Origin of the sequence: Ruegeria lacuscaerulensis, assembly GCF_013031245.1 — a bacterium.
In the GTDB taxonomy this organism is placed as follows: domain Bacteria; phylum Pseudomonadota; class Alphaproteobacteria; order Rhodobacterales; family Rhodobacteraceae; genus Ruegeria; species Ruegeria lacuscaerulensis_C.
The window spans coordinates 228,795-248,916 of record NZ_WPZL01000002.1 but is presented as its reverse complement, the minus strand read 5'-3'; the positions used below and the strand labels follow the sequence as shown (position 1 = coordinate 248,916).

The 20,122-nt window shown below is 59.1% G+C and carries 17 protein-coding genes; 12 read left to right on the top strand and 5 right to left on the bottom strand.

Features of this window, described 5'->3' with window-relative positions; all coding sequences use genetic code 11:
- The first annotated feature begins 103 nt into the window (after nt 1–103).
- From GOX66_RS03805 to GOX66_RS03790, 4 genes are all read left to right on the top strand, one after another.
- Nucleotides 104–724, top strand: a complete 621-nt coding sequence (locus GOX66_RS03805) for a thiamine phosphate synthase (RefSeq protein ID WP_170759750.1) — start codon at nt 104–106, stop codon at nt 722–724.
- A 53-nt stretch (nt 725–777) separates the two neighbouring features.
- On the top strand, nt 778–1,671 hold the full coding sequence (locus tag GOX66_RS03800; protein ID WP_170759749.1) for a PfkB family carbohydrate kinase: 894 nt from the start codon (nt 778–780) through the stop codon (nt 1,669–1,671).
- Nucleotides 1,668–2,582, top strand: coding sequence for a pseudouridine-5'-phosphate glycosidase (locus tag GOX66_RS03795; protein WP_170759747.1), 915 nt, complete (start codon nt 1,668–1,670; stop codon nt 2,580–2,582). The genes GOX66_RS03800 and GOX66_RS03795 overlap by 4 nt, the downstream gene beginning before the upstream one ends.
- Before the next feature lie 64 nt (nt 2,583–2,646).
- Nucleotides 2,647–3,324, top strand: coding sequence for a DUF502 domain-containing protein (locus tag GOX66_RS03790; protein WP_170759745.1), 678 nt, complete (start codon nt 2,647–2,649; stop codon nt 3,322–3,324).
- On the opposite strand, the gene GOX66_RS03785 is transcribed toward GOX66_RS03790, so the two are convergent.
- Nucleotides 3,325–4,350 carry a patatin-like phospholipase family protein gene (locus GOX66_RS03785; RefSeq protein WP_170759743.1) on the bottom strand — a complete coding sequence of 342 codons (1,026 nt, stop codon included), beginning with the start codon at nt 4,348–4,350 and terminating at the stop codon, nt 3,325–3,327.
- A 358-nt stretch (nt 4,351–4,708) separates the two neighbouring features.
- Entirely contained in the window at nt 4,709–5,482 is a 774-nt protein-coding gene (locus GOX66_RS03780) for a 3-hydroxybutyrate dehydrogenase (protein WP_170759741.1), read from the bottom strand.
- 291 nt (nt 5,483–5,773) lie between these two features.
- Between GOX66_RS03780 and GOX66_RS03775 the strand changes: the two genes are divergently transcribed.
- Together GOX66_RS03775 and GOX66_RS03770 are read left to right on the top strand one after the other, a co-directional pair.
- Complete coding sequence (locus GOX66_RS03775) at nt 5,774–7,588, top strand: extracellular solute-binding protein (RefSeq protein WP_170759739.1); 1,815 nt, start codon at nt 5,774–5,776, stop codon at nt 7,586–7,588.
- A 537-nt stretch (nt 7,589–8,125) separates the two neighbouring features.
- A complete protein-coding gene (locus GOX66_RS03770) occupies nt 8,126–8,362 on the top strand; it encodes a hypothetical protein (RefSeq protein ID WP_170759737.1) in 237 nt (78 codons plus the stop codon).
- Here GOX66_RS03770 and GOX66_RS03765 read toward each other — a convergent pair.
- Nucleotides 8,351–8,974 carry a helix-turn-helix domain-containing protein gene (locus GOX66_RS03765; protein ID WP_170759736.1) on the bottom strand — a complete coding sequence of 208 codons (624 nt, stop codon included), beginning with the start codon at nt 8,972–8,974 and terminating at the stop codon, nt 8,351–8,353. The two genes, GOX66_RS03770 and GOX66_RS03765, sit on opposite strands and share 12 nt — an antisense overlap.
- A 65-nt stretch (nt 8,975–9,039) precedes the next feature.
- Between GOX66_RS03765 and GOX66_RS03760 the strand changes: the two genes are divergently transcribed.
- From GOX66_RS03760 to GOX66_RS03740, 5 genes are all read left to right on the top strand, one after another.
- Nucleotides 9,040–10,557 carry a class I adenylate-forming enzyme family protein gene (locus tag GOX66_RS03760; RefSeq protein ID WP_170759734.1) on the top strand — a complete coding sequence of 506 codons (1,518 nt, stop codon included), beginning with the start codon at nt 9,040–9,042 and terminating at the stop codon, nt 10,555–10,557.
- Nucleotides 10,554–11,213: a DsbA family oxidoreductase gene (locus GOX66_RS03755; RefSeq protein WP_170759733.1), complete on the top strand. Its 660-nt coding sequence runs from the start codon at nt 10,554–10,556 to the stop codon at nt 11,211–11,213. The genes GOX66_RS03760 and GOX66_RS03755 overlap by 4 nt, the downstream gene beginning before the upstream one ends.
- A gap of 75 nt (nt 11,214–11,288) precedes the next feature.
- Nucleotides 11,289–12,497: a multidrug effflux MFS transporter gene (locus GOX66_RS03750; protein ID WP_170759731.1), complete on the top strand. Its 1,209-nt coding sequence runs from the start codon at nt 11,289–11,291 to the stop codon at nt 12,495–12,497.
- Between the two features lie 57 nt (nt 12,498–12,554).
- Nucleotides 12,555–14,219 (top strand): tetratricopeptide repeat protein, encoded by a 1,665-nt coding sequence (locus GOX66_RS03745; RefSeq protein ID WP_170759729.1) that lies wholly within the window; start codon nt 12,555–12,557, stop codon nt 14,217–14,219.
- A complete protein-coding gene (locus GOX66_RS03740; RefSeq protein WP_170759728.1) occupies nt 14,216–14,890 on the top strand; it encodes an SH3 domain-containing protein in 675 nt (224 codons plus the stop codon). Before GOX66_RS03745 ends, GOX66_RS03740 begins: the two co-directional genes overlap by 4 nt.
- Here GOX66_RS03740 and mfd read toward each other — a convergent pair.
- Together mfd and GOX66_RS03730 are read right to left on the bottom strand one after the other, a co-directional pair.
- Entirely contained in the window at nt 14,887–18,342 is a 3,456-nt protein-coding gene (gene mfd, locus GOX66_RS03735) for a transcription-repair coupling factor (protein WP_170759726.1), read from the bottom strand. The two genes, GOX66_RS03740 and mfd, sit on opposite strands and share 4 nt — an antisense overlap.
- A gap of 21 nt (nt 18,343–18,363) precedes the next feature.
- Nucleotides 18,364–18,888, bottom strand: coding sequence for a component of SufBCD complex (locus GOX66_RS03730; RefSeq protein WP_170759724.1), 525 nt, complete (start codon nt 18,886–18,888; stop codon nt 18,364–18,366).
- A gap of 120 nt (nt 18,889–19,008) precedes the next feature.
- Here GOX66_RS03730 and hemB point away from each other — a divergent pair, with 120 nt between their 5' ends.
- Nucleotides 19,009–20,007 (top strand): porphobilinogen synthase, encoded by a 999-nt coding sequence (gene hemB, locus GOX66_RS03725; RefSeq protein WP_170759722.1) that lies wholly within the window; start codon nt 19,009–19,011, stop codon nt 20,005–20,007.
- Nucleotides 20,008–20,122 lie beyond the last annotated feature (115 nt).

Genomic DNA, 20,122 nt, shown 5'->3' with positions numbered 1-20,122 from the left:
AAGGTGTCCGGGCGGTCAATTGCCCCTTAAACAGGCATAAAAGTTTGCTTCCCCGCTGCAATCCGCTAAACCGCGCAAAAGACTGATAGCGAAGGACGCGCCGATGGACACCCCCGAGCAGCCGCAGATTTACCTGATCACCCCACCGACGATCTCGTTAAGCACCTTCCCCGACCAACTGGCCCGTGTTCTGGACGGTGCCGAAATCGCCTGCATCCGTCTGGCGCTGGCCGGAGGCGACGAGGACGCCATCGCCCGCGCAGCCGATGCCTGCCGCGAGGTGGCACACGCGCGTGACGTCGCTCTGGTGATCTCCAACCACGTGTTGCTGGCGCAGCGGCTGGGGCTGGACGGGGTGCATCTGGACGATGCCGCACGCTCGGTCCGGGCGGCGCGCAAGGAACTGGGCGCGGATGCCATCGTTGGCAGTTTCTGCGGATCCTCGAGCCATGACGGCATGTCCGCGGGCGAAGCAGGCGCGGAGTACGTGGCGTTCGGCCCGGTCGGCGCGTCGGTGCTTGGAGATGGGACAGTTGCTGAACGTGACCTGTTCCAGTGGTGGTCCGAGATGATTGAGGTTCCGGTCGTGGCCGAAGGCGGCCTGACCCCTGACCTGATCCGCGACCTGACCCCCTGCACTGATTTCTTCGGAATTGGGGATGAGATCTGGTCACAGGACGACCCTCTGGCATCGCTGAAAGCTCTGACCGACGCCATGCGCTGACCATGTGAGCGTTAACCCTTGCACCCGCGCCGGGGCTGCGGCATGACGTCCACATGACTCAGAACAGCGAAATCCTGTGTATCGGCTCGGTCCTGTGGGACGTAATCGGACGCTCTGCAAGCGCCATGCGGCAAGGATCGGACGTGCCGGGGCGGATCACCCGCCTGCCCGGCGGCGTGGCCATGAATATTGCCATGACCTTGGTGCGGTTCGGTATGACGCCAACCCTGCTGACCGCCATCGGTCGCGACCCCGAAGGGGACGAGCTGGTAAACGCATGTGCCCGATTGGGGATGGTGACAGATCACATCTACCGCTCGCAAGATTTGCCGACCGACCGTTACATGGCCGTCGAAGGCGCAAACGGGCTGATCGCAGCCATCGCCGACGCGCATTCACTGGAGGCTGCCGGCGCCAAAATCCTGCGCCCGCTGATGCACGGACCGCTGGGCTATGAGAACGCACCGTTCGACGGTCCCATCGCGCTGGACGGCAACCTGACACTGGACCTGCTTGAGGAAATCGCCCAGAGCCCCGCTTTTGCCCGGGCCGATCTGCGCGTGGCCCCGGCCTCGCCCGGTAAGGCCGAACGCCTGTTGCCCTTCCTCATACACGCGCGCGCCACGCTCTACGTGAACCTGGAAGAGGCTGGAATTCTCTGCCAGCGCGAATTCACCGACTCTGAGGCCGCCGCAAGGGGTCTGCTGGATCGCGGCGCACTTCGGGTGCTGGTCACCGACGGCGGCAACTCGGCCACCGTTGGCAGCGCGGACGAAATCCTGACCCAAACTCCCCCATCCGTTCTGGTCACACGCGTGACTGGCGCGGGAGACACCTTCATGGCGGCCCATATCGCATCCGAGGCCGGTGGCGCGTCCAGCGACGAAGCCCTGGCCCGCGCCCTGCGCGCCGCTGCAACTTACGTTTCCGGAGAAACCCCACTGTGATCGACATTCAATACTCCGCCGAGGTCCGCGCCGCCAAAGACACGGGCCAGCCCATCGTTGCGCTGGAAAGCACTATCATCACCCATGGGATGCCCTATCCTCAGAACATTGAGGTCGCGGCACAGGTCGAACAGGACATCCGCGACGGCGGTGCGGTTCCGGCCACCATGGCCGTAATCAAGGGCAAGCTGCATGTGGGCCTTGAAGCGGATGAGCTGAAAGGCCTGGGACAAGCTCAGGGCGTGGCCAAACTGTCCCGCGCCGATATGGCGGCTTGCATGGCGACCGGCGGCACCGGCGCTACCACGGTGGCGGCCACCATGATTGCTGCGCATCATGCCGGTATCGAAGTCTTCGCCACCGGCGGCATCGGCGGTGTGCACCAAGGGGCTGAGACGTCGTTCGACATCTCCGCTGACCTGCATGAACTGGCCCAAACACCTGTGACGGTCGTGGCCGCAGGTGCCAAGGCTATCCTTGACCTGGCCAAAACGCTTGAGGTTCTGGAAACGCTGGGCGTTCCGGTAATCGCCTATGGTCAGGACGAATTCCCCGCCTTCTGGTCAGCCAAATCGCCCTATGCCGCCCCGTTGCGCATGAATACCGCCGAAGACATCGCCAAGGCGCACACCACACGCCGCACGCTTGGTTTGCCGGGCGGTCAACTGATCGCCAACCCGATCCCGGCTGCGGATCAGATCGCGGCTGAGGAACTGGCCCCCATCATCGCCTCGGCGCAGGCCGACGCGGATGCGCACCGCATCAGCGGCAAAGGTGTCACGCCTTACCTGCTGCAGCGGATCTATGAACAGACCGAAGGCCGCTCGCTGACTGCTAATATCGCGCTGGTCCGCAACAACGCACGGCTGGCGGCCGGGATCGCGCGCGCGCTGTCCACCCAAGCGGATTGACACAAACCTATTGTACCAAAGCACCGGACTGCTTAACTAAATCCGCAAACCGCTCAGGATCGCAATGAACACACCGTTTGACGAAGAACCCCACCGCCGCCCGGGCCTGTTTTCCCGGCTGCGCGCGTCCTTTCTGACGGGCATCGTCGTCATCGCACCTGTGTGGCTGACCATCTGGCTAATCTGGTCGGTGGTCGGCTGGATTGACAGCGCGGTACTTCCTCTGGTGCCGCAACGGTTCCAGCCGCAGGAATACGTCGGAATTAACCTGCATGGCGTCGGTGTAATCATCTTCCTGATCTTCACCGTCCTCGTTGGCTGGATCGCCAAAGGTATTCTGGGCCGTTCGCTGATCCATTTCGGCGAAAGCCTGGTGAATCGAATGCCGGTCGTCCGGTCGGTCTATTCCGGGATCAAACAAATCTCGGAGACTGTCTTTGCCCAAACCGAACGGTCCTTTGAAAAAGCCTGCCTGATCCAGTATCCCCGCCGCGGCATCTGGGCCATCGGCTTCGTATCGACCACCGCCAAGGGCGAGGTCAGTGAACGGGCAGAAACGGGCGGAGAGTTGCTGAGCGTCTTTGTTCCCACCACACCGAACCCGACTTCCGGGTTCCTGCTGTTCTTCCCGGCCGAGGATGTCATCCTGCTGGATATGTCGATTGAAGACGCAGCAAAGCTGGTGATTTCGGCGGGTCTTGTCTACCCGAACGAAAAAGACCCGACGCAGCCGCCAGAGTGATCAGCCGAACATCTCTGGCAGGTTGACCGTACTGCGTTCACCCAGGTCATTCTTGTGATCAGACAAAAACCGGTCGGCCGCCGCGCGCCCAGCCCTTTTGAGTTTGGCTAGAACCACCGGGTTTGGCACCGTTTTGGTCGCCACCGAAAGATCGTTCATCAGCTCGTCATCTGCGATCATATGCACCAGTACCCGATTCATCTCTCCGGCTTTCAGTTTGCCCTCTGCCAGCAAACGCTGAACGAAGCTGATCGCGCGTAGTTCGCGAAACAGCGACGAATTAAAGCTGATCTCATTGATCCGGTTCTGGATTTGCTGCGGTGTCTTTGGTACTTCGTCCCGCTCCAACGGGTTGATGTTCACGATCACCACGTCGTCAGGAAGGTCATTGTTGAACAATGGGTACAGCGCCGGATTGCCGGTGTAACCGCCATCCCAATAAGCCTCGGTCCTATCAGATTTGGGATCGAAAATCTCGACCGCCTTAAAAAGATTCGGCAGGCAGGCCGAGGCCAGAATGGCATCCGTCGAGACCTCACCTCCAGTAAACACCCGGATCTTGCCACTGCGCACACAGGTCGCGCAGACAAACAATTGCGGGCCTTCGTCCGCGCAGATCTCGTCAAAATTGAACCGATCAACTACTGGCTCCAGCGGATTGCGATAAAACGGACCATATGAATAAGGCGAGACCATCCGGGACCAGGCATCACCTACAGAGAACGGCAAAGAATACTCCATCGCATGGGCAATCTGCGCCGGCTCAATCGCCTGCATCCAGTTGGCAAGGCGCATGTCACCTACCGCGCCCATGCGCGCCCAGAGCCCGTTCAGACTAGCCCGCGCACCTTCACGCCCGTCTCGCACCATTCCCGACTTGAAAGCGGCCCCGTTCAGCGCCCCAGCCGAGGTTCCGGTGATCGCCGCAACCTCGATGTCGTCTTCGTCCAGAATCCGGTCCAGAACACCCCAAGTAAACGCGCCATGCGCGCCACCACCTTGGAGAGCCAGATTGATCCGTTTCACTGCGGGTCTCCGTCACTCATTGTTGAGGGCAGTTTCCAGAGCTTGCTCGAACTCATCTTTCGAGATCTCAAGCGTATATCCACTACCCCATTTCTCTTCGAACTCATCCAGTGGCTCTAGTGCGATAGACAAGTTGCCATGGTGGTCTTCATTGATTCTCTGAAGCTTTGGGAGCCTAAATCCCGCAAAAGGGAGAAGAGCGTAGTAACTAATACAGTCCAACATCCTCCCGTCTTTTGAGAACCGAAAGTACTGCAAGCATGGTGAGTCTTGAGCTTTCGGCTCAACAAGCTTGAAGTAGCGAAAAACCGTCTTCGCCATTTATATACAATGCCTTCCTACGGACAATCGTGAACAATCATAATGCCGTCCAGCCCCCATCCACCGAAATTGTTGTCCCGGTGATCTGTGCTGCTGCATCTGAGCATAAAAAGACAGTGGTGCCGCCCAGTTGTTCGACCGTGGCAAACTCTTTTGAAGGCTGCCGTTCCAGCATGACGTTTTTGATCACGTCCTCGCGGCTCATGTTGTATTCCTTCATCGTGTCCGGGATTTGGGCTTCGACCAGAGGCGTCAGCACGTAACCCGGGCAGATCGCATTACAGGTGATCGGCTCCTGCGCGGTTTCCAGCGCAACGGTCTTTGTCATCCCCACCACCCCGTGTTTCGCCGCGATATAAGCTGCCTTGAACGGAGATGCCGTCAGACCGTGCGCCGAGGCGATATTGACGATCCGTCCCCAACCGGCTGCACGCATCATCGGCAGAGCAGCCGCCATGGTGTGGTAGGCAGAGTTCATGTTGATCGCGATGATCGCGTCCCACTTGTCGACCGGAAACTGATCGATGGGCGCGACGTGCTGAATGCCCGCATTGTTCACCAGAATATCGCAGGCGCCTGCCTGCTCAATCAGTGCTCGGCATTCCTCGCCTTTGGACATGTCCGCCTTGATGTAGCGTGCCTTGGTTCCGGTCTCTTGCGCAATCTCGGCGGCCAGAGCGTGATCCTCGTCCCGGTCGGTAAAAGAATTCAGAACCAGGTCGGCCCCGGCTTTCGCCAATTCCTTCGCTACACCCAGTCCAATACCTGAATTCGACCCGGTGATAATTGCTGTTTTTCCTGACAGGCTCATGAGCTCTCTCCCTCAAATTCCGCTTTGGCCACACAGTGCCATGCTGCATCTGCAAAGAAAACGGGAAACACCCGTGTTTTGCATTCAGGAGGAAATGAGCCAAAAAAAACGCCCGCACGAAGCGGGCGTTAAGTTATTGAGGCAGGTTTCATACAGGCAAGAAACCTATCGAGCAGTGCGTCCTTTATACGCAATTCCTCGCCTTCGTCCAAGCTAAAAGTTTGATAATAAGAAAAATCATCGGTACGGTGAATCCCAACAAAATAAGGCCAGAGCAGGATTGTTTCCAAAATGCGCCCCGATTTTCTACGTCCCGTTCGTTCTCTGATCGCGGGAATCACTTCCGTTTTTGCCGCCACAATCGCCCATGCAGAATCGGCTCATGGCATAGCTATGTACGGCGACCCTGCCCTACCACCGGATTTTGTGTCTCTGCCCTACGCCAACCCAGACGCACCCAAAGGCGGCAAAGTCGTTTTCGGAAATACCGGCGGCTATAACAGTTTGAACCCTTTTGTGCAAAAAGGCACCTCTCCGTGGCAGCTGAGATTCTGGACCCATGAAAGTCTGATGGGCCGGTCCTGGGACGAACCTTTCACTCTTTACGGGTTGTTAGCCGAATCGGTTGAGACTGCGCCGGACCGGTCTTGGGTCGAATTTACCCTGCGCGAAGACGCCCGGTTTTCAGACGGCACTCCGGTAACAGTAGACGATGTCATCTGGTCGTATGAGACTTTGGGTACCGAAGGACACCTGCGCTATCGCGGGCTATGGACCAAGATCGACAGTATCGAACAAACTGGGCCGCGTTCGGTCCGGATCACCTTCAACGAGCCCGACCGAGAACTCGCCCTGATCGCCGGCCTTCGCCCGATCCTGCAGAAAGCCCAGTGGGACGGAAAGGATTTCGCCAACGCCGCTCTGCACGACATTCCTATTGGCACTGGCCCCTATGTAGTCGACAGTTACGAGGCCGGGCGTTACGTGAACCTGCGCCGCAATCCGGAGTATTGGGGGATCGATGTCCCCTTCCGCCGGGGCACCATGAACCTGGATGAGATACGGATTGAATTCTATGGCGACGGGACTGTTCTGTTCGAAGCCTTCAAGGCCGGAGAGCTGGCGGCCGTGCGCGAATTCAACGCTGACAAATGGGAAACCCAGTACAACTTCCCGGCTGTTCAGCGCGGAGATGTGGTTAAGACCGAGATCCCGCATGGCAAACCCTCGGGCATGACCGGTTTCGTCATGAACACTCGCAAGGCGCCATTCGACGACTGGCGCGTGCGTGAGGCGTTGCTTCTGGCGTTCAATTACGAATTCATCAATGACACGATCACCGGCAGCGCCCAGCCACGGATCACGTCTTATTTCTCTGGCTCGGACCTTGCCATGCAGCCCGGGCCAGCCACCGGCCGTGTCGAAGAACTACTGTTGCCCTATGCAGATGACCTGCCCGCTGGTGCGCTTGAAGGATATACCCTGCCCGAAGGCGATGGATCGGCCCGTAACCGTTCCAACCTCAGAAAAGCAAGCAAGCTGCTGGCGGATTCCGGCTGGACCATTCAGGATGGGGTGCTGCGCAATCAGGATGGAGAGGCTTTCACGCTCAATGTCTTGCTCCAACAGGGTGACAGTGAAAGTGAAACGGCGATCGAAATCTACTCCCGCGCGCTGGAGCGTTTAGGGATTCAGGTCACCACCGAACAGGTCGACAGCGCCCAGTTTACCGGTCGCAACGCCGAGCTGGATTTTGACATGACGTTCTTCCGGCGCGCCCTGTCCCTGTCGCCCGGCAACGAGCAACGTCTGTATTGGGGCAGCGAAAATGCGGACACTCCGGGTACACGCAACCTGATGGGGGTCGCTTCACCCGCTGTGGATGGTCTGATCGACGCCATGCTCGCCTCGGAAAGCCACGAAGATTTTGTCGCCGCCACTCGTGCGCTGGATCGTGTTCTGACCGCGGGGCGTTATGTCATACCAATCTGGAGCTTTGATGTCGGGCGCATTGCACATGCGAAAGAACTGAAGCAACCCCAGACTCTGCCAATTTACGGAGACGGACCAGAATATATGCCGCAAATGTGGTGGTACGAAGAGTGAGAGATTAGGGCTGGCCGCCTCGGCCGTCGACTCTGTGTCCGTTGGCTGGTCGCATTCAATTATCCGCTTTTTGGGATGCCGATTGTTGCATAATGTATGATCATACTTTTCGGCGGAATTCGGCACATACCAACAGTTGCACCAAATCTGGTAGGCGGAAAATTCCATTCCGCCACAATTAGTATCAGGGCCTAATTTCAGTCGAAATCCGAAAAACTCCTACAAGGGACTTTACGCAAGCCGCCTGCACGATATAGCTTGTTGACAATCAGGCTTGCTGACCGACTGAAATAATGCTGTTAATTTCGTCGGATAGCATTCGTTCCGACGATGAAAGCCAAGAATTTGCGGACCGGCCTCCACTCACTCCAAACCCTGGTCCGTCGGCCCGTTGCGGGTTTCTGCAGCGGGCCCATTTGACCCCACGTAAACTTGAACTCGGTGCGACATTTTGTCATGCGCAAAGTCCACTGCACCCTCCGTACCCTGAAATAAGGGGCGAGCAGCCGTGAAACCCGAACTACGGAAAGCTATCTGATGTTGAACTGGACTGACCTGACGCAAGACTGGGACGCGATGTATTCACGTGCGAAACGGCGTTTTCCGAATTTGCGCGATCAGGACAAGGTGCGGCTGAGTAAAGATCGCAAGGGGTTCGAAGCGTATTTGGCCGAGCGCCACCACCTGACCGTGAATGAAGCGCACGAAGAACTTGAAGATTTTTTGTTTACCGAAGGTTTGAACCGCGAGTTCAGCCGGGCATTAAGTAAGTGACGTTACCCAGAGGATCGTCGCATCTTCGTCGCTGACGGAGATCACATTGTGACCCATGCTCCCGTCGTAGTAGGCGCTGTCGCCACGACGCATCTCAACTGGTTCGTAGAACTCGGTATACAGTTGCACGACACCGGTCAGCACATACAGGAATTCCTCGCCGTCGTGGCGTACCCAGCCTTCAAACTCGTCCATTGACCGCGCACGCACACGTGCGCGATAGGGCAGCATCTGCTTTTTCGTCAGCGTCTCGGCCAGCAACTCGTGTTCATACGTCACCGTTGGGTGGGCTGTACCTTCGCCCATACGGGTGACGGCCATGCGCCCGATTACCTGATCGCGCTGCGGCGGGGTGAAAAGCTGAGGCACCGAAATCTCGAGCCCGGTTGCCAGCTTTTTCAGCGCGTCATAGGTCGGGGACATCTGCCCGTTCTCGATCTTGCTGAGCGTCGAGCGCGCCAGACCCGCTTGCGTTGCAGCCTGTTCCAACGTCCAGTTCCGTGCCTTGCGCAACTGGCGGACGCGCGCCCCCAGGTCCAGCGGCTCAAGCTCTGTATGGTCGCCCGAGTCGCGGGCGATGCGGATCAAGGATGGCTGGTCTTGGGTGCTCATGAGCAACTCTATATGCTTAGCCTGCCCTGCTTGCAACGCGCCAAACACCACGTTAGCCAGTTGGCATGCTTTCTGTTTTCGATCAGGGTCCGCCCCCCGCCTGCCCCACGCCGTTCAATATGGCCGCGCATGTATTGCGCCGCGCGAACCAGAACCCTGACAAAACCGCCCTGTCGGTTCTGCGCTCTGACGGCGCGGATGACTGGTCGTATCGCGACCTTCAGTCCGCCATCCTGGGGACCGCCACAGGATTGCTGCAAGCTGGGCTGAAACCGGGCGACATTGCGCTGATGCGGTTGGGAAACACGGTCGATTTTCCCATCGCCTATCTTGGGGCAATTTCGGTGGGGATCGTGCCTGTGCCAACATCTTCGCAACTGACTGAGCCGGAAACGGCACGGATGATTGACGAATTGAAGCCCGCTGCCGTACTCAGGGACCCAACCGTCGCCTGCGCCGCGCATCCGCTGCAGATCGAGCTGGCCGAGTTGACGCGAATGCGTGACCTGCCTCCGGCCGAGGTTCAATTGGGCGACCCGAACAGGCTGGCTTATGTCGTCTATACCTCGGGCACATCCGGCAAACCCCGCGCCGTGGCGCACGCGCATCGCGCCATATGGGCGCGTCAGATGATGGTGGATGGCTGGTACGGGCTGCAAGAGACTGATCGCCTGTGCCACGCCGGGGCCTTCAACTGGACCTACACGTTGGGCACCGGATTGATGGATCCCTGGACAATCGGCGCCACCGCCCTGATTCCAGAGCCCGGCACGGACCCGAACGGCCTGCCCGCGCTGTTGCGCCGGCACGGCGCAACGATCTTTGCCGCAGCCCCCGGTGTTTTCCGCAAGATCCTCAAGACAACTGGCGACATAGATTTACCCGATCTGCGCCATAGCCTGTGCGCCGGGGAAAAACTCTCACGGCATTTGCACACGCAATGGGCCGAAAGGACCGGAACCGAGCTGTATGAGGCATATGGGATGTCCGAGTGTTCGACCTTCATTTCCTCCAGCCCCGCGCACCCGGCGAGGGGCGAGGCACTGGGCCAACCTCAGCCCGGCCGCCGCGTGGCGATCCTCGGACAAGACGGCCCTGTCCCGCAGGGACAGGAAGGCACCATTGCGATCCACCGATCCGACCCCGGCCTGATGCTGACCTATCTGAACGCCCCGGACGAGGCTAAGGCCCGCATGCAGGGCGACTGGTTTCTGACCGGTGATCAGGGCGCGATGGCCGTCGACGGGCAGATCACCTATCTCGGCCGCGACGACGAAATGATGAACGCCGGAGGCTATCGCGTCTCACCGGTCGAGGTCGAGGCCGCTCTGTCCCGATACCCCGGCATATCGCAAGTGGGTGCGGCGGCTGTCGAGGTTAAACAGGACACCTTTGTAATCGCCGCCTTCTATACCGGGCCGGAAAAACTGGACGAGGCGACCCTGCAATCCTATGTGGAAGCCAATCTGGCGCGATACAAACAACCGCGCGCTTTCATCCATCTGCCCGAATTGCCGACCGGCGGTAACGGTAAACTTTTGCGCCGGGCGCTGCCGGCCTATTTCAAGGCGACCAACAAATGACCCAGACCGTCAAACTTGACATCATGTCCGACCCGATCTGCCCGTGGTGCTACATCGGCAAGACCCATATGGATAAAGCGCTGGCTGCCATCCCGGACCATCCCTTTGTCATCGAATGGCATCCGTTTCAGCTGAACCCTGAAATGCCGGAGGCTGGTATGGACCGGCGGGAATATCTTGAGCGCAAGTTCGGTGGCAAAGAAGGCGCTGTGCGCGCCTATGCGCCCGTGGTCGAACATGCAGAGAATGCAGGCCTGAGCATCGACTTTGAAGGCATGAAGCGCACCCCCAATACTCTGGACGCGCACCGCCTGATCCATTGGGCCGGGATTGAGGGTAAACAGAACGCAGTCGTTGACGCTCTGTTCGACGCGTATTTCGTGCAGGCCCGCGACATCGGTGACCACGAGGTTCTGGCCGACATCGCCGACAGCGTCGGCATGGACGCTGCTGTGGTGCTGAAACTGCTGAACTCCGATGCCGACCGCGACGATATCCGCGCCCGCGACACGCATTCGCGCCAGATGGGCGTGACCTCGGTGCCGACCTTCATTGTCGCCAACCAACACGCTGTTCCGGGCGCGCAACCTCCTGAAATGTGGGAAAAAGTGATTGCCGAGATCATGTCTCAATCTGAGGCTTCCCCTGCAAATTAGCACAGACACCTGTGCAATTTGAGACCTAGCGCCGCCTGACGTGTCGTGATAGCGCGATCAGGTCAGGAGGGCGCCATGGCCAATCGTATGTCCCGAGGTGAATTCATTGCACTTGTCGCAATGATGTTTGCGACCATCGCGTTTTCGATCGACTCGATGCTGCCCGCCCTGCCCGAGATCGGAGCGCAGCTCAGCCCCGATGACATCAACCGGGCGCAATTGATCCTGACATCCTTTGTGCTGGGAATGGGCATCGGGACGTTTTTCATGGGCCCGTTGTCGGACGCCTTCGGGCGCAAACCCGTCATCTATGCCGGCTCTGTGTTGTATATTGTAGCGGCGGCTGTGGCCTGGGCCAGTTCCTCGCTGGAACTTTTGCTGATCGCACGTGTGATTCAGGGCTTTGGTTGTGCGGCTCCGCGCGTAGTGGCGATGGCTATCATCCGGGATTTGTATTCCGGGCGCGTCATGGCGCGGATCGTGTCGATTGCCATGATGATTTTCACGCTGGTGCCGGCCGTTGCGCCGATGCTGGGCGCAGGAATGATCGCCTTTGTAGGATGGCGCGGGATTTTCGTGTCCTTCATCTTATTCTCGCTGATCACTGTCATCTGGATGGGTTTACGCCTGCCCGAGTCACTGAAGGTTGAAAACCGCAGACCCCTGCGTCTGCCTTTGATGGCCTCAGCCGCGCGCGAGATGTTTACGCACCCGACGGTCCGCGTTTCGATCTTCGTGCAAACCCTGTGCCTAGGCATGCTGTTCACCATGCTGACGATGGTGCAGCCGGTTTACGATGTGATCCACGACAGCGCCGACAGCTTTCCTTTCTGGTTTGGCGTAGTCGCGCTGATCGCCGGGTCCGCCAGCCTGTTGAACGCGGCCCTGGTGATCCATGTTGGGATGCGGCGGCTTGTGACCTGGGCCCTGGGCGCGCAAATCGTGGTCACGACCGGCGTCATTATTGTGAACATGATGCCCCTGTCGGCCAACCTGTCCTTCGCGGTTTTTGTCTTCTGGCAGACTTCGATATTCTTCATGGCGGGCATGACCATGGGCAACCTGAACGCCATCGCGATGGAGCCGATGGGCCATATTGCTGGCATGGCGGCCTCCGTCATCGGTGCGGTTTCAACCGTTCTGGCTGCAGCCATCGCAGCACCCATCGGACAATTGTTCGACGGCTCTCTTGCCCCCCTGAGCACAGGTATTCTGGTCATGAGCCTGACCGGTTTTGGTCTGATGCTGCACATGGGCAGAATCGAAAACAGACTACCCGCCTGATCTGTGCAGCTTTCGTGAATCGCGCTAATCTCCCCCTGATCCGAGGGGAGATTTTCAATGAGCGACTATTACGATTTGGGTACGCATTCCTGTCCTGTAACGACATCTTCATCCGAGGCTCAACGATGGTTCGACCGGGGGCTGGTCTGGACCTACGGGTACAACCACGAAGAAGCCGTCGTCTGTTTCCAGCGCGCAGCCGAACAAGACCCTGATTGCGCCATGGCGTATTGGGGCATCGCCTATGCGGCAGGCCCGAACTACAACCTGCCCTGGGAATTGCGCGACGACCGCGGACAGCAGAAAGCCCTGGCGCAGGCCTATGATGCCACGCAACAGGCGCTGGCTCTTGTCGAGACCTGTACTCCCGTCGAACGGGCACTTATCCAAGCCCTACCCGCCCGGTATCCGCAGCGCGATCCTGCCCCCGACATGCACCGTTGGGACTACGACTTTGCCGACGCCATGCGCGCCGCCTTTGCCGAACAGCCCGACCAACTGGACCTGCGCACCATCTACGTCGAAGCACTGCTGAACCTGACGCCCTGGAAAATGTGGGACCTCAAGACAGGCCAGCCCGCCGAAGGCGCAGCAACTCTGGAAGCTCAAAAAGCCCTGGAAGACGCGATGGCCAACGACCCGGCTACCATGTCGCATCCTGGCCTGTTGCACCTCTATGTCCATCTGATGGAGATGTCACCGACCCCCGAAAAGGCGCTTAAGGCCGGCGATGTGCTGCGAACTCTGGTGCCCGACGCTGGCCATCTGGTGCATATGCCCACCCATATCGACGTACTGTGCGGCCATTACCACAACGTCGTTTACTGGAACGAAAAGGCCACCGTGGCCGATCTGAAGTATTATGAGCGCGAGGGCGCGTTCAATATTTACACCGGCTATCGCCAGCACAACTATCACTTCGTCATCTACGGCGCGCTGTTCCTCGGCCAGATGGAACCGGCTCTGCGCGCCAATCAGGGCCTGTGGGATACCACGCCCGAAGAGATGCTTCGCATCGAAAGCCCGCCCATGGCGGATTATTTCGAAAGCTACATGTCCATGGGGCCGCATATCCTGATCCGTTTCGGCCAGTGGGAAAAAGCCAAGGCATTGGAATTGCCCAGTGATCCGGATCTGTACCTCACCGTGACCGCGACCACTCACTATGCCCGCGCCATTGCTCACGCTGCCACAGGTCAAGTGGCCGAGGCGGAAGCCGAGGAACAGCTGTTCCTCGCCGCAAAGGGCCGCGTGCCCGAGACCCGCCTGCTGCACAACAACCGCGTCATTGATCTACTTGAAATTGCTCTGGAAATGCTGCGCGGAGAGATCGAGTACCGCAAGGGAAATTATGAAATTGCGTTCCAGCACCTGCGCCGCTCGGTCGAGCTGGACGACACGCTCCCATATGACGAGCCGTGGGGATGGATGCAGCCGACCCGCCACGCGCTTGGGGCGTTGCTGTTCGAACAGGGCCACGTGGCCGAGGCCGAAGCGGTCTATCGCGAGGATCTGGGTTTGGGTGGCACACTCAGCCGTGCATCCATTCACCCGGACAACGTCTGGAGCCTCAAGGGATTGCACGACCGCCTGAAGGCGCGCGGAGAAACTGTTGAAATCAAACAAATTAGACAACGCTTGGATTTGGCGTTAGCACGCGCGGACCGGGCCGTTGGCGCATCCTGTTTCTGCGCTCAGGCCGCGATGAGAGCCGCCGAATGAGATTCGCCCTGCTCCTGACTGCTCTGATCTGTGGCCCTGCTTTGGCCGAGCGCCAGTCCTTTCCGCCGGTTGACCAGGCCGGCCGCGACTCGACCCTTGTGGCCTTTCGGGACGAACTGCGCGCCATGGTGGCTGCGCGGGATACCGAAGGCGTCATTGCCGCGACATGCCCCGATCTCTATCTCAGCCACGGCGGCAATGGTGGCCCCGAAGAATTCCGTGCGAACTTGGCCCTCGACCCTGCGACCCTTCCGGAACAGGACCAGCAGAACGCCGACGAATTACGCAAGGGCTATTGGGCCGATCTGGAAAACACCCTGTCCCAGCCCGGTTATTTCGACGATGAGGGCGAGTTCTGGATGCCGCATCAATGGCAGATCACCCTGCCCGCCTCATTGGATCCATACATGGCCTACTACGTGACCGGCCAGAATGTGGCGTTGCGCCAGGCAGCAGTTCGGAGCGCGCCGAAACTGGCCCTGATCAGCCACGAGGTCGTCATCATCCCGAGTTATGTGGACGCAGCGGACTATCAACGCGTTGTGCTGACCGACGGGACCCAGGGCTACATGCACAGCGATTTTCTGTGGTCCATGGTCGGCCACCGCGCCGCGTTCGTGAAATCGGACGCGGGCGAATGGCAGCTTTGCACCTTTGTGGCCGGTGACTAGACCTTGGCCTTTTTCTTTTCGGCCACGACCTTTTCCGCCAGATCGCGGGCGATGGCAAAGGCGCCTTTGATCTTGTCGCTGTCCTTCTTCCAGTCCCGGCGCACAACGATCTTGTTGTCCTTGACCTTGGCCAGCCCACGCTGGTTCTGGATGAACTCGACCAACCCCTGAGGGGACGCAAACTTGTCGTTGTGGAACTGGATCGTCGCACCTTTCGGCCCGCCGTCCAGCTTGGCAATCCCGGCACGTTTGCACATCGCTTTGATCCGAACGACCAACATCAGTGTGTTCACTTCCTTCGGCAGTGCGCCGAACCGGTCAATCAGTTCGGCGGCGAAACCTTCCAACTCGACCTTGGTCGAGAGAGACGAGAGGCGACGATACAGACCCAATCGCACGTCCAGATCGGGCACGTAGTCCTCCGGGATCAGGACCGGCACGCCCAGATTGATCTGCGGAGCCCATTGGTCGTCGGCATCCGACAACCCTTCCATCTCACCCGCTTTGATCTTGGCAATCGCCTCTTCCAGCATCGACTGATAGAGCTCATACCCCACGTCGCGCATCTGACCCGACTGTTCCTCGCCCAGCAGGTTGCCTGCACCGCGAATATCCAAATCCTGCGAGGCCAGCGTGAACCCAGCACCCAGCGTATCCAGTGAGCCCAGAACGCGCAGGCGTTTCTCGGCCGTGGTCGTCAGTCTCTGGCGCGGCTTGGTGGTCAGATAGGCATAGGCGCGCGTCTTCGACCGCCCCACCCGACCCCGGATCTGATAGAGCTGCGCCAACCCGAACATGTCGGACCGATGCACCACCATCGTGTTCGCGGTCGGAATATCCAGCCCGCTTTCCACAATTGTCGTGGCAAGCAGAACGTCATATTTGCCGTCATAGAAGGCGTTCATCCGGTCATCGAGTTCGCCCGCCGCCATCTGACCATGCGCGACCATATAAGTGAGTTCCGGCAGCTGGTCTTTGAGGAACTCCTCGATTTCCGGCAAATCCGAGATGCGTGGCACCACATAGAAACTCTGCCCGCCGCGATAGTGTTCGCGCAGCAGCGCCTCGCGGATGGTGACCGCGTCGAACTCGCTGACATAGGTGCGGATGGCCAGACGGTCGATGGGGGGTGTTCCAATGATCGACAGGTCGCGCACGCCCGTCAAAGACAGTTGCAACGTCCGAGGGATCGGAGTCGCCGTCAGGGTCAGCACATGTATGTCGCTGCGCAATTGTTTCAAGCGCTCTTTGTGGCCGACGCCAAAATGCTGCTCTTCGTCGATGATCAGCAGGCCAAGATTGTTGAACCGTACCCCTTTTGCCAGGAGCGCATGGGTGCCGATCACGATATCCACCGTACCGCGCGCCAGCCCGTCGCGGGTCTGCTGCGCCTCTTTGCCGGACACGAACCGCGACAGCTGCCGCACCTCCAGCGGGAAACCCCGGAAGCGTTCCCTGAACGAGGCCGCGTGCTGGCGCGCCAGAAGTGTCGTTGGAGCAACGATCGCCACCTGCACCCCGGACATCGCGGCGACAAAGGCGGCGCGCATGGCGACCTCGGTCTTGCCAAAGCCAACATCGCCACAAATCAGGCGGTCCATCGGCGCGCCCGAGTGCATGTCTTCCATAACTTCTGAAATGGCGCGCAACTGGTCGTCGGTTTCCTGATAGGGAAAGCGGGCGCTGAACTCCTCCCAGGCATGGGGTGGCGGGTCCATCACCGGCGCTTTGCGCAGCGCGCGCTCGGCAGCAATGCGGATCAGCCGGTCGGCCATCTCGCGGATACGCTCTTTCAGCTTGGCTTTCTTGGCCTGCCATGCGCCGCCGCCCAGCCGATCCAACAACCCCTCGTCATGGCCGTATTTCGACAGTAATTCGATATTTTCGACCGGCAGGTATAGCTTGGACTGTTCGGCGTATTCCAGCAGCAAGCATTCATGGGCCGCACCCGCAGCCGTGACGACCTCCATGCCCATATAGCGGCCGATACCGTGATCCACATGCACCACCAGATCACCGGGGCTGAGGGATTGTGTCTCGGTCAGGAAGTTCTCGGCCTTGCGGCGTTTCTTGGGCTGGCGGATCAGGCGGTCGCCCAGAACGTCCTGTTCGGCGATCACCGTCAGGTCGGGGGTTTCGAACCCGTGTTCCAAAGCCCAGACTGCCAGATGCAACCCGCGCTTACCGATGCGAGTGCCGTTGGCGACGGGGATCGCCTCGGCGAGGCCTTCGTCCTCGATCAATCCGGTTAGACGTTCACGCGCACCTTCAGAATAAGACGCGATCAGAACCGGCCCTTTGTTCATCTTGTCGGTAATGTGGCTAGCCAATGCACCAAACAGGCTGATGCTTTCCTGCTGCCGTTCCGGAGCAAAGTTCCGCCCGATCCGACCGCCCGCGTCTATCACGCCGGGACCACTGGCCTGTGGCAGAGGGCTGAACTGCATCACCCGCCGGTCGCCCACAGCCCGTTCCCAGGCGGTATCATCCAGATAAAGCAGACCGGGCGGTGTAGGTTTATACACCGTATCCATGCGCGAGCGGTTTTCCAGCGCCAACCGACGTGTCTCGTATTGATCTTCAATGGAATCCCATCGCGCCAGCCGCGCGGGCGTCACCTGATCATCCAGCGAGATCGTCGCCCCCGGCAGGTAGTCAAACAGAGTTTCCAGTTTTTCATGGAAGAAAGGCAGCCAGTGTTCCACCCCCTGATGCTTGCGCCCTGCGCTGACGGCTTCGTAAAGCGGATCGTCGGTACCAGCCGCCCCGAATTCGATCCGATAATTCTGACGGAACCGCGTGATGGCCGCGTCGTCCAGAATAACCTCAGAGACCGGTGCCAATTCCACCAAATCCAGCTTTTCGGTCGTGCGCTGAGACACCGGGTCGAATCGGCGTGCACCGTCCAGAACGTCACCGAACAAGTCAAGACGAACGGGGCCAGACTCACCCGGAGGAAAGATGTCGATGATGCCGCCGCGGATCGCATAGTCGCCGGGCTCCATCACCGTCGGGCTTTGGATGAATCCCATGCGCACCAGAAAATTCCGCAATGCGGTTTCATCGACGCGATGGTTCACACGCGCGGTGAACGCAGCCTCACGCAAAACCTCACGCGCAGGCACCCGCTGTGTCGCAGCGTTCAGCGTCGTCAGAAGCACAAACCGGTCGGGCATCTGATGTACCAGCGCGGCCAAAGTCGCCACCCGCGCCGCTGCGATATCTGAATTGGGCGACACCCGGTCGTAAGGCAAACAGTCCCAACCCGGGAAGGCAAACACCGGCATATCCGGTGCAAAGAACGCCAGCGCGGCGCGCATCGCCTCCATCCGTTTGTCATCACGCGCGACATGACAGACCGGCCCGCCCGAACGCGCGATCTCGTTCAAGACAAGCTGTGCGTCAAACCCCTCGGGGGCGCCGCCAACTGTTACGTGGTTCGGAGCCGTCATCGCCAAGCCTTTCCGATTTTCCTATCCCAGAACACCAATCGAGAAGTTCTGATACATGCCCCAAAGCGATGTGATCAAAATCGAAACCATACCGATGATTTGCGTATATATCCGGCACCGCGTCAAAATTTTGGTCACAATTTCCAGCGTTCCTTCGCTTCTCCGCAGTTTACGCGCTGCCGAGATGTTGATGAGCATCACAATGCACACCGGAAACAGCAACAGAAACACGGCCTGCGCAAATTCGACACCATAGTAAAAGCCGAGTGTCGCGAGGCCCGTGAAAAAGAAACAGCTCAGCCCCAGAATAGCCAGACCAGACACGTCGACGATATAGAGCAGTCTGTTACCGTTGATCCGCACGATGTCTAGCAAATCCTGTTCGGCCTGCCCTCTGATCCGGCGTGCGCGAACCACCAGATCGTACGGAACACCCATCGCCCAGTGACTGGCCGACGACCACAGCACGGCCAGCCCGATCCAGTACCACAGATTCGAAAAGCTGCGCATGTCGATAATTTCGAAAAGCGAAGAGTATAAGTCCAAGCGTCAGCCCTTTGTTCACTGTCCTTTGGGGCCTTATTTGCGCAGGCGCGTCCATTGTAACCCTTGAGACCTCCGGGAATTCATGCCACCCAATGCGGAATTATTCAAGGAGAGCGCGACATGAAACCCACCATCGCCCCCTATCCCCTGACCCGCTTTCGCAGGGCGCGCCAATCGCAGGCAGTGCGGGGCCTAGTCCGGGAAAACACGCTGACCACGGATGACCTGATCTGGCCGGTTTTCGTGCGTGATGGTGAAGGTATTGAAGAGCCGGTGCCGTCGATGCCCGGCGTGGTGCGCCGTTCGGTCGATCTGATCGCTAAGGCCGCTGCAGAGGCACAAGCGATGGGAATTCCTGCGATCTGCATCTTTCCCTACACAGATCCCAGCCTGAAAACCGAGGATTGCGCCGAGGCCTGGAACCCTGAAAACCTCTCGAACCGCGCCATTCGCGCGATCAAGGCCGCAGCGCCGGATATCGCGGTCATGACAGACGTGGCGCTGGACCCTTACAACATCAATGGCCATGACGGGTTTGTGGTCAATGGCGAGATCGTAAATGACCAGACGGTCGAGGCGCTGGTCAAAATGACTCTGGCGCAGGCCGAAGCCGGGGCCGATATCATCGGCCCGTCCGACATGATGGACGGTCGCATTGGCGAGATGCGCCGGGCTCTGGAATCGGCAGGACATCAAAACGTGATGATCCTCAGCTATGCCGCGAAATACGCCAGCGCGTTTTATGGTCCATTCCGTGATGCGGTAGGCGCATCAGGCGCGCTGACAGGTGACAAGAAAACCTACCAGATGGACCCGGCCAATTCGAACGAAGCCCTGCGCCTGATCGAGCGTGACCTGACCGAAGGCGCCGACATGGTGATGATCAAGCCCGGGATGCCTTATCTGGATATCTGCAGACGGGTGAAAGACGCCTTTGGCGCCCCGACCTATGCCTATCAGGTGTCGGGTGAATACGCGATGGTTCAGGCGGCAGCGCAGAACGGCTGGATTGACGGAGAAAAAGTTATGTTGGAAAGCCTTCTGGCTTTCAAGCGAGCGGGCTGTGATGGCATTCTGACCTACTTCGCCCCACAGGTCGCGCGCATCCTTCAGGGCTAAAACCCCTAATTGTCGCAATATTTCGCCGATTGCGGTCTGTCGTTGCTCAGCTTTCCCGTGACACGCTGACCCAATCGGCGTATTCTTGCACATAAGATCGGGAACACCCGACATA

Bases quoted from the DNA above. Each gene is read 5' to 3' on its own strand.
- GOX66_RS03805 (WP_170759750.1), top strand. From the start codon at position 104: ATGGACACCCCCGAGCAGCCGCAGATTTACCTGATCACCCCACCGACG.
- GOX66_RS03800 (WP_170759749.1), top strand. From the start codon at position 778: ATGACTCAGAACAGCGAAATCCTGTGTATCGGCTCGGTCCTGTGGGAC.
- GOX66_RS03790 (WP_170759745.1), top strand. From the start codon at position 2,647: ATGAACACACCGTTTGACGAAGAACCCCACCGCCGCCCGGGCCTGTTT.
- GOX66_RS03780 (WP_170759741.1), bottom strand. From the start codon at position 5,482: ATGAGCCTGTCAGGAAAAACAGCAATTATCACCGGGTCGAATTCAGGT.
- GOX66_RS03775 (WP_170759739.1), top strand. From the start codon at position 5,774: ATGCGCCCCGATTTTCTACGTCCCGTTCGTTCTCTGATCGCGGGAATC.
- GOX66_RS03770 (WP_170759737.1), top strand. From the start codon at position 8,126: ATGTTGAACTGGACTGACCTGACGCAAGACTGGGACGCGATGTATTCA.
- GOX66_RS03765 (WP_170759736.1), bottom strand. From the start codon at position 8,974: ATGAGCACCCAAGACCAGCCATCCTTGATCCGCATCGCCCGCGACTCG.
- GOX66_RS03760 (WP_170759734.1), top strand. From the start codon at position 9,040: ATGCTTTCTGTTTTCGATCAGGGTCCGCCCCCCGCCTGCCCCACGCCG.
- GOX66_RS03755 (WP_170759733.1), top strand. From the start codon at position 10,554: ATGACCCAGACCGTCAAACTTGACATCATGTCCGACCCGATCTGCCCG.
- GOX66_RS03750 (WP_170759731.1), top strand. From the start codon at position 11,289: ATGGCCAATCGTATGTCCCGAGGTGAATTCATTGCACTTGTCGCAATG.
- GOX66_RS03745 (WP_170759729.1), top strand. From the start codon at position 12,555: ATGAGCGACTATTACGATTTGGGTACGCATTCCTGTCCTGTAACGACA.
- GOX66_RS03740 (WP_170759728.1), top strand. From the start codon at position 14,216: ATGAGATTCGCCCTGCTCCTGACTGCTCTGATCTGTGGCCCTGCTTTG.
- mfd (WP_170759726.1), bottom strand. From the start codon at position 18,342: ATGACGGCTCCGAACCACGTAACAGTTGGCGGCGCCCCCGAGGGGTTT.
- hemB (WP_170759722.1), top strand. From the start codon at position 19,009: ATGAAACCCACCATCGCCCCCTATCCCCTGACCCGCTTTCGCAGGGCG.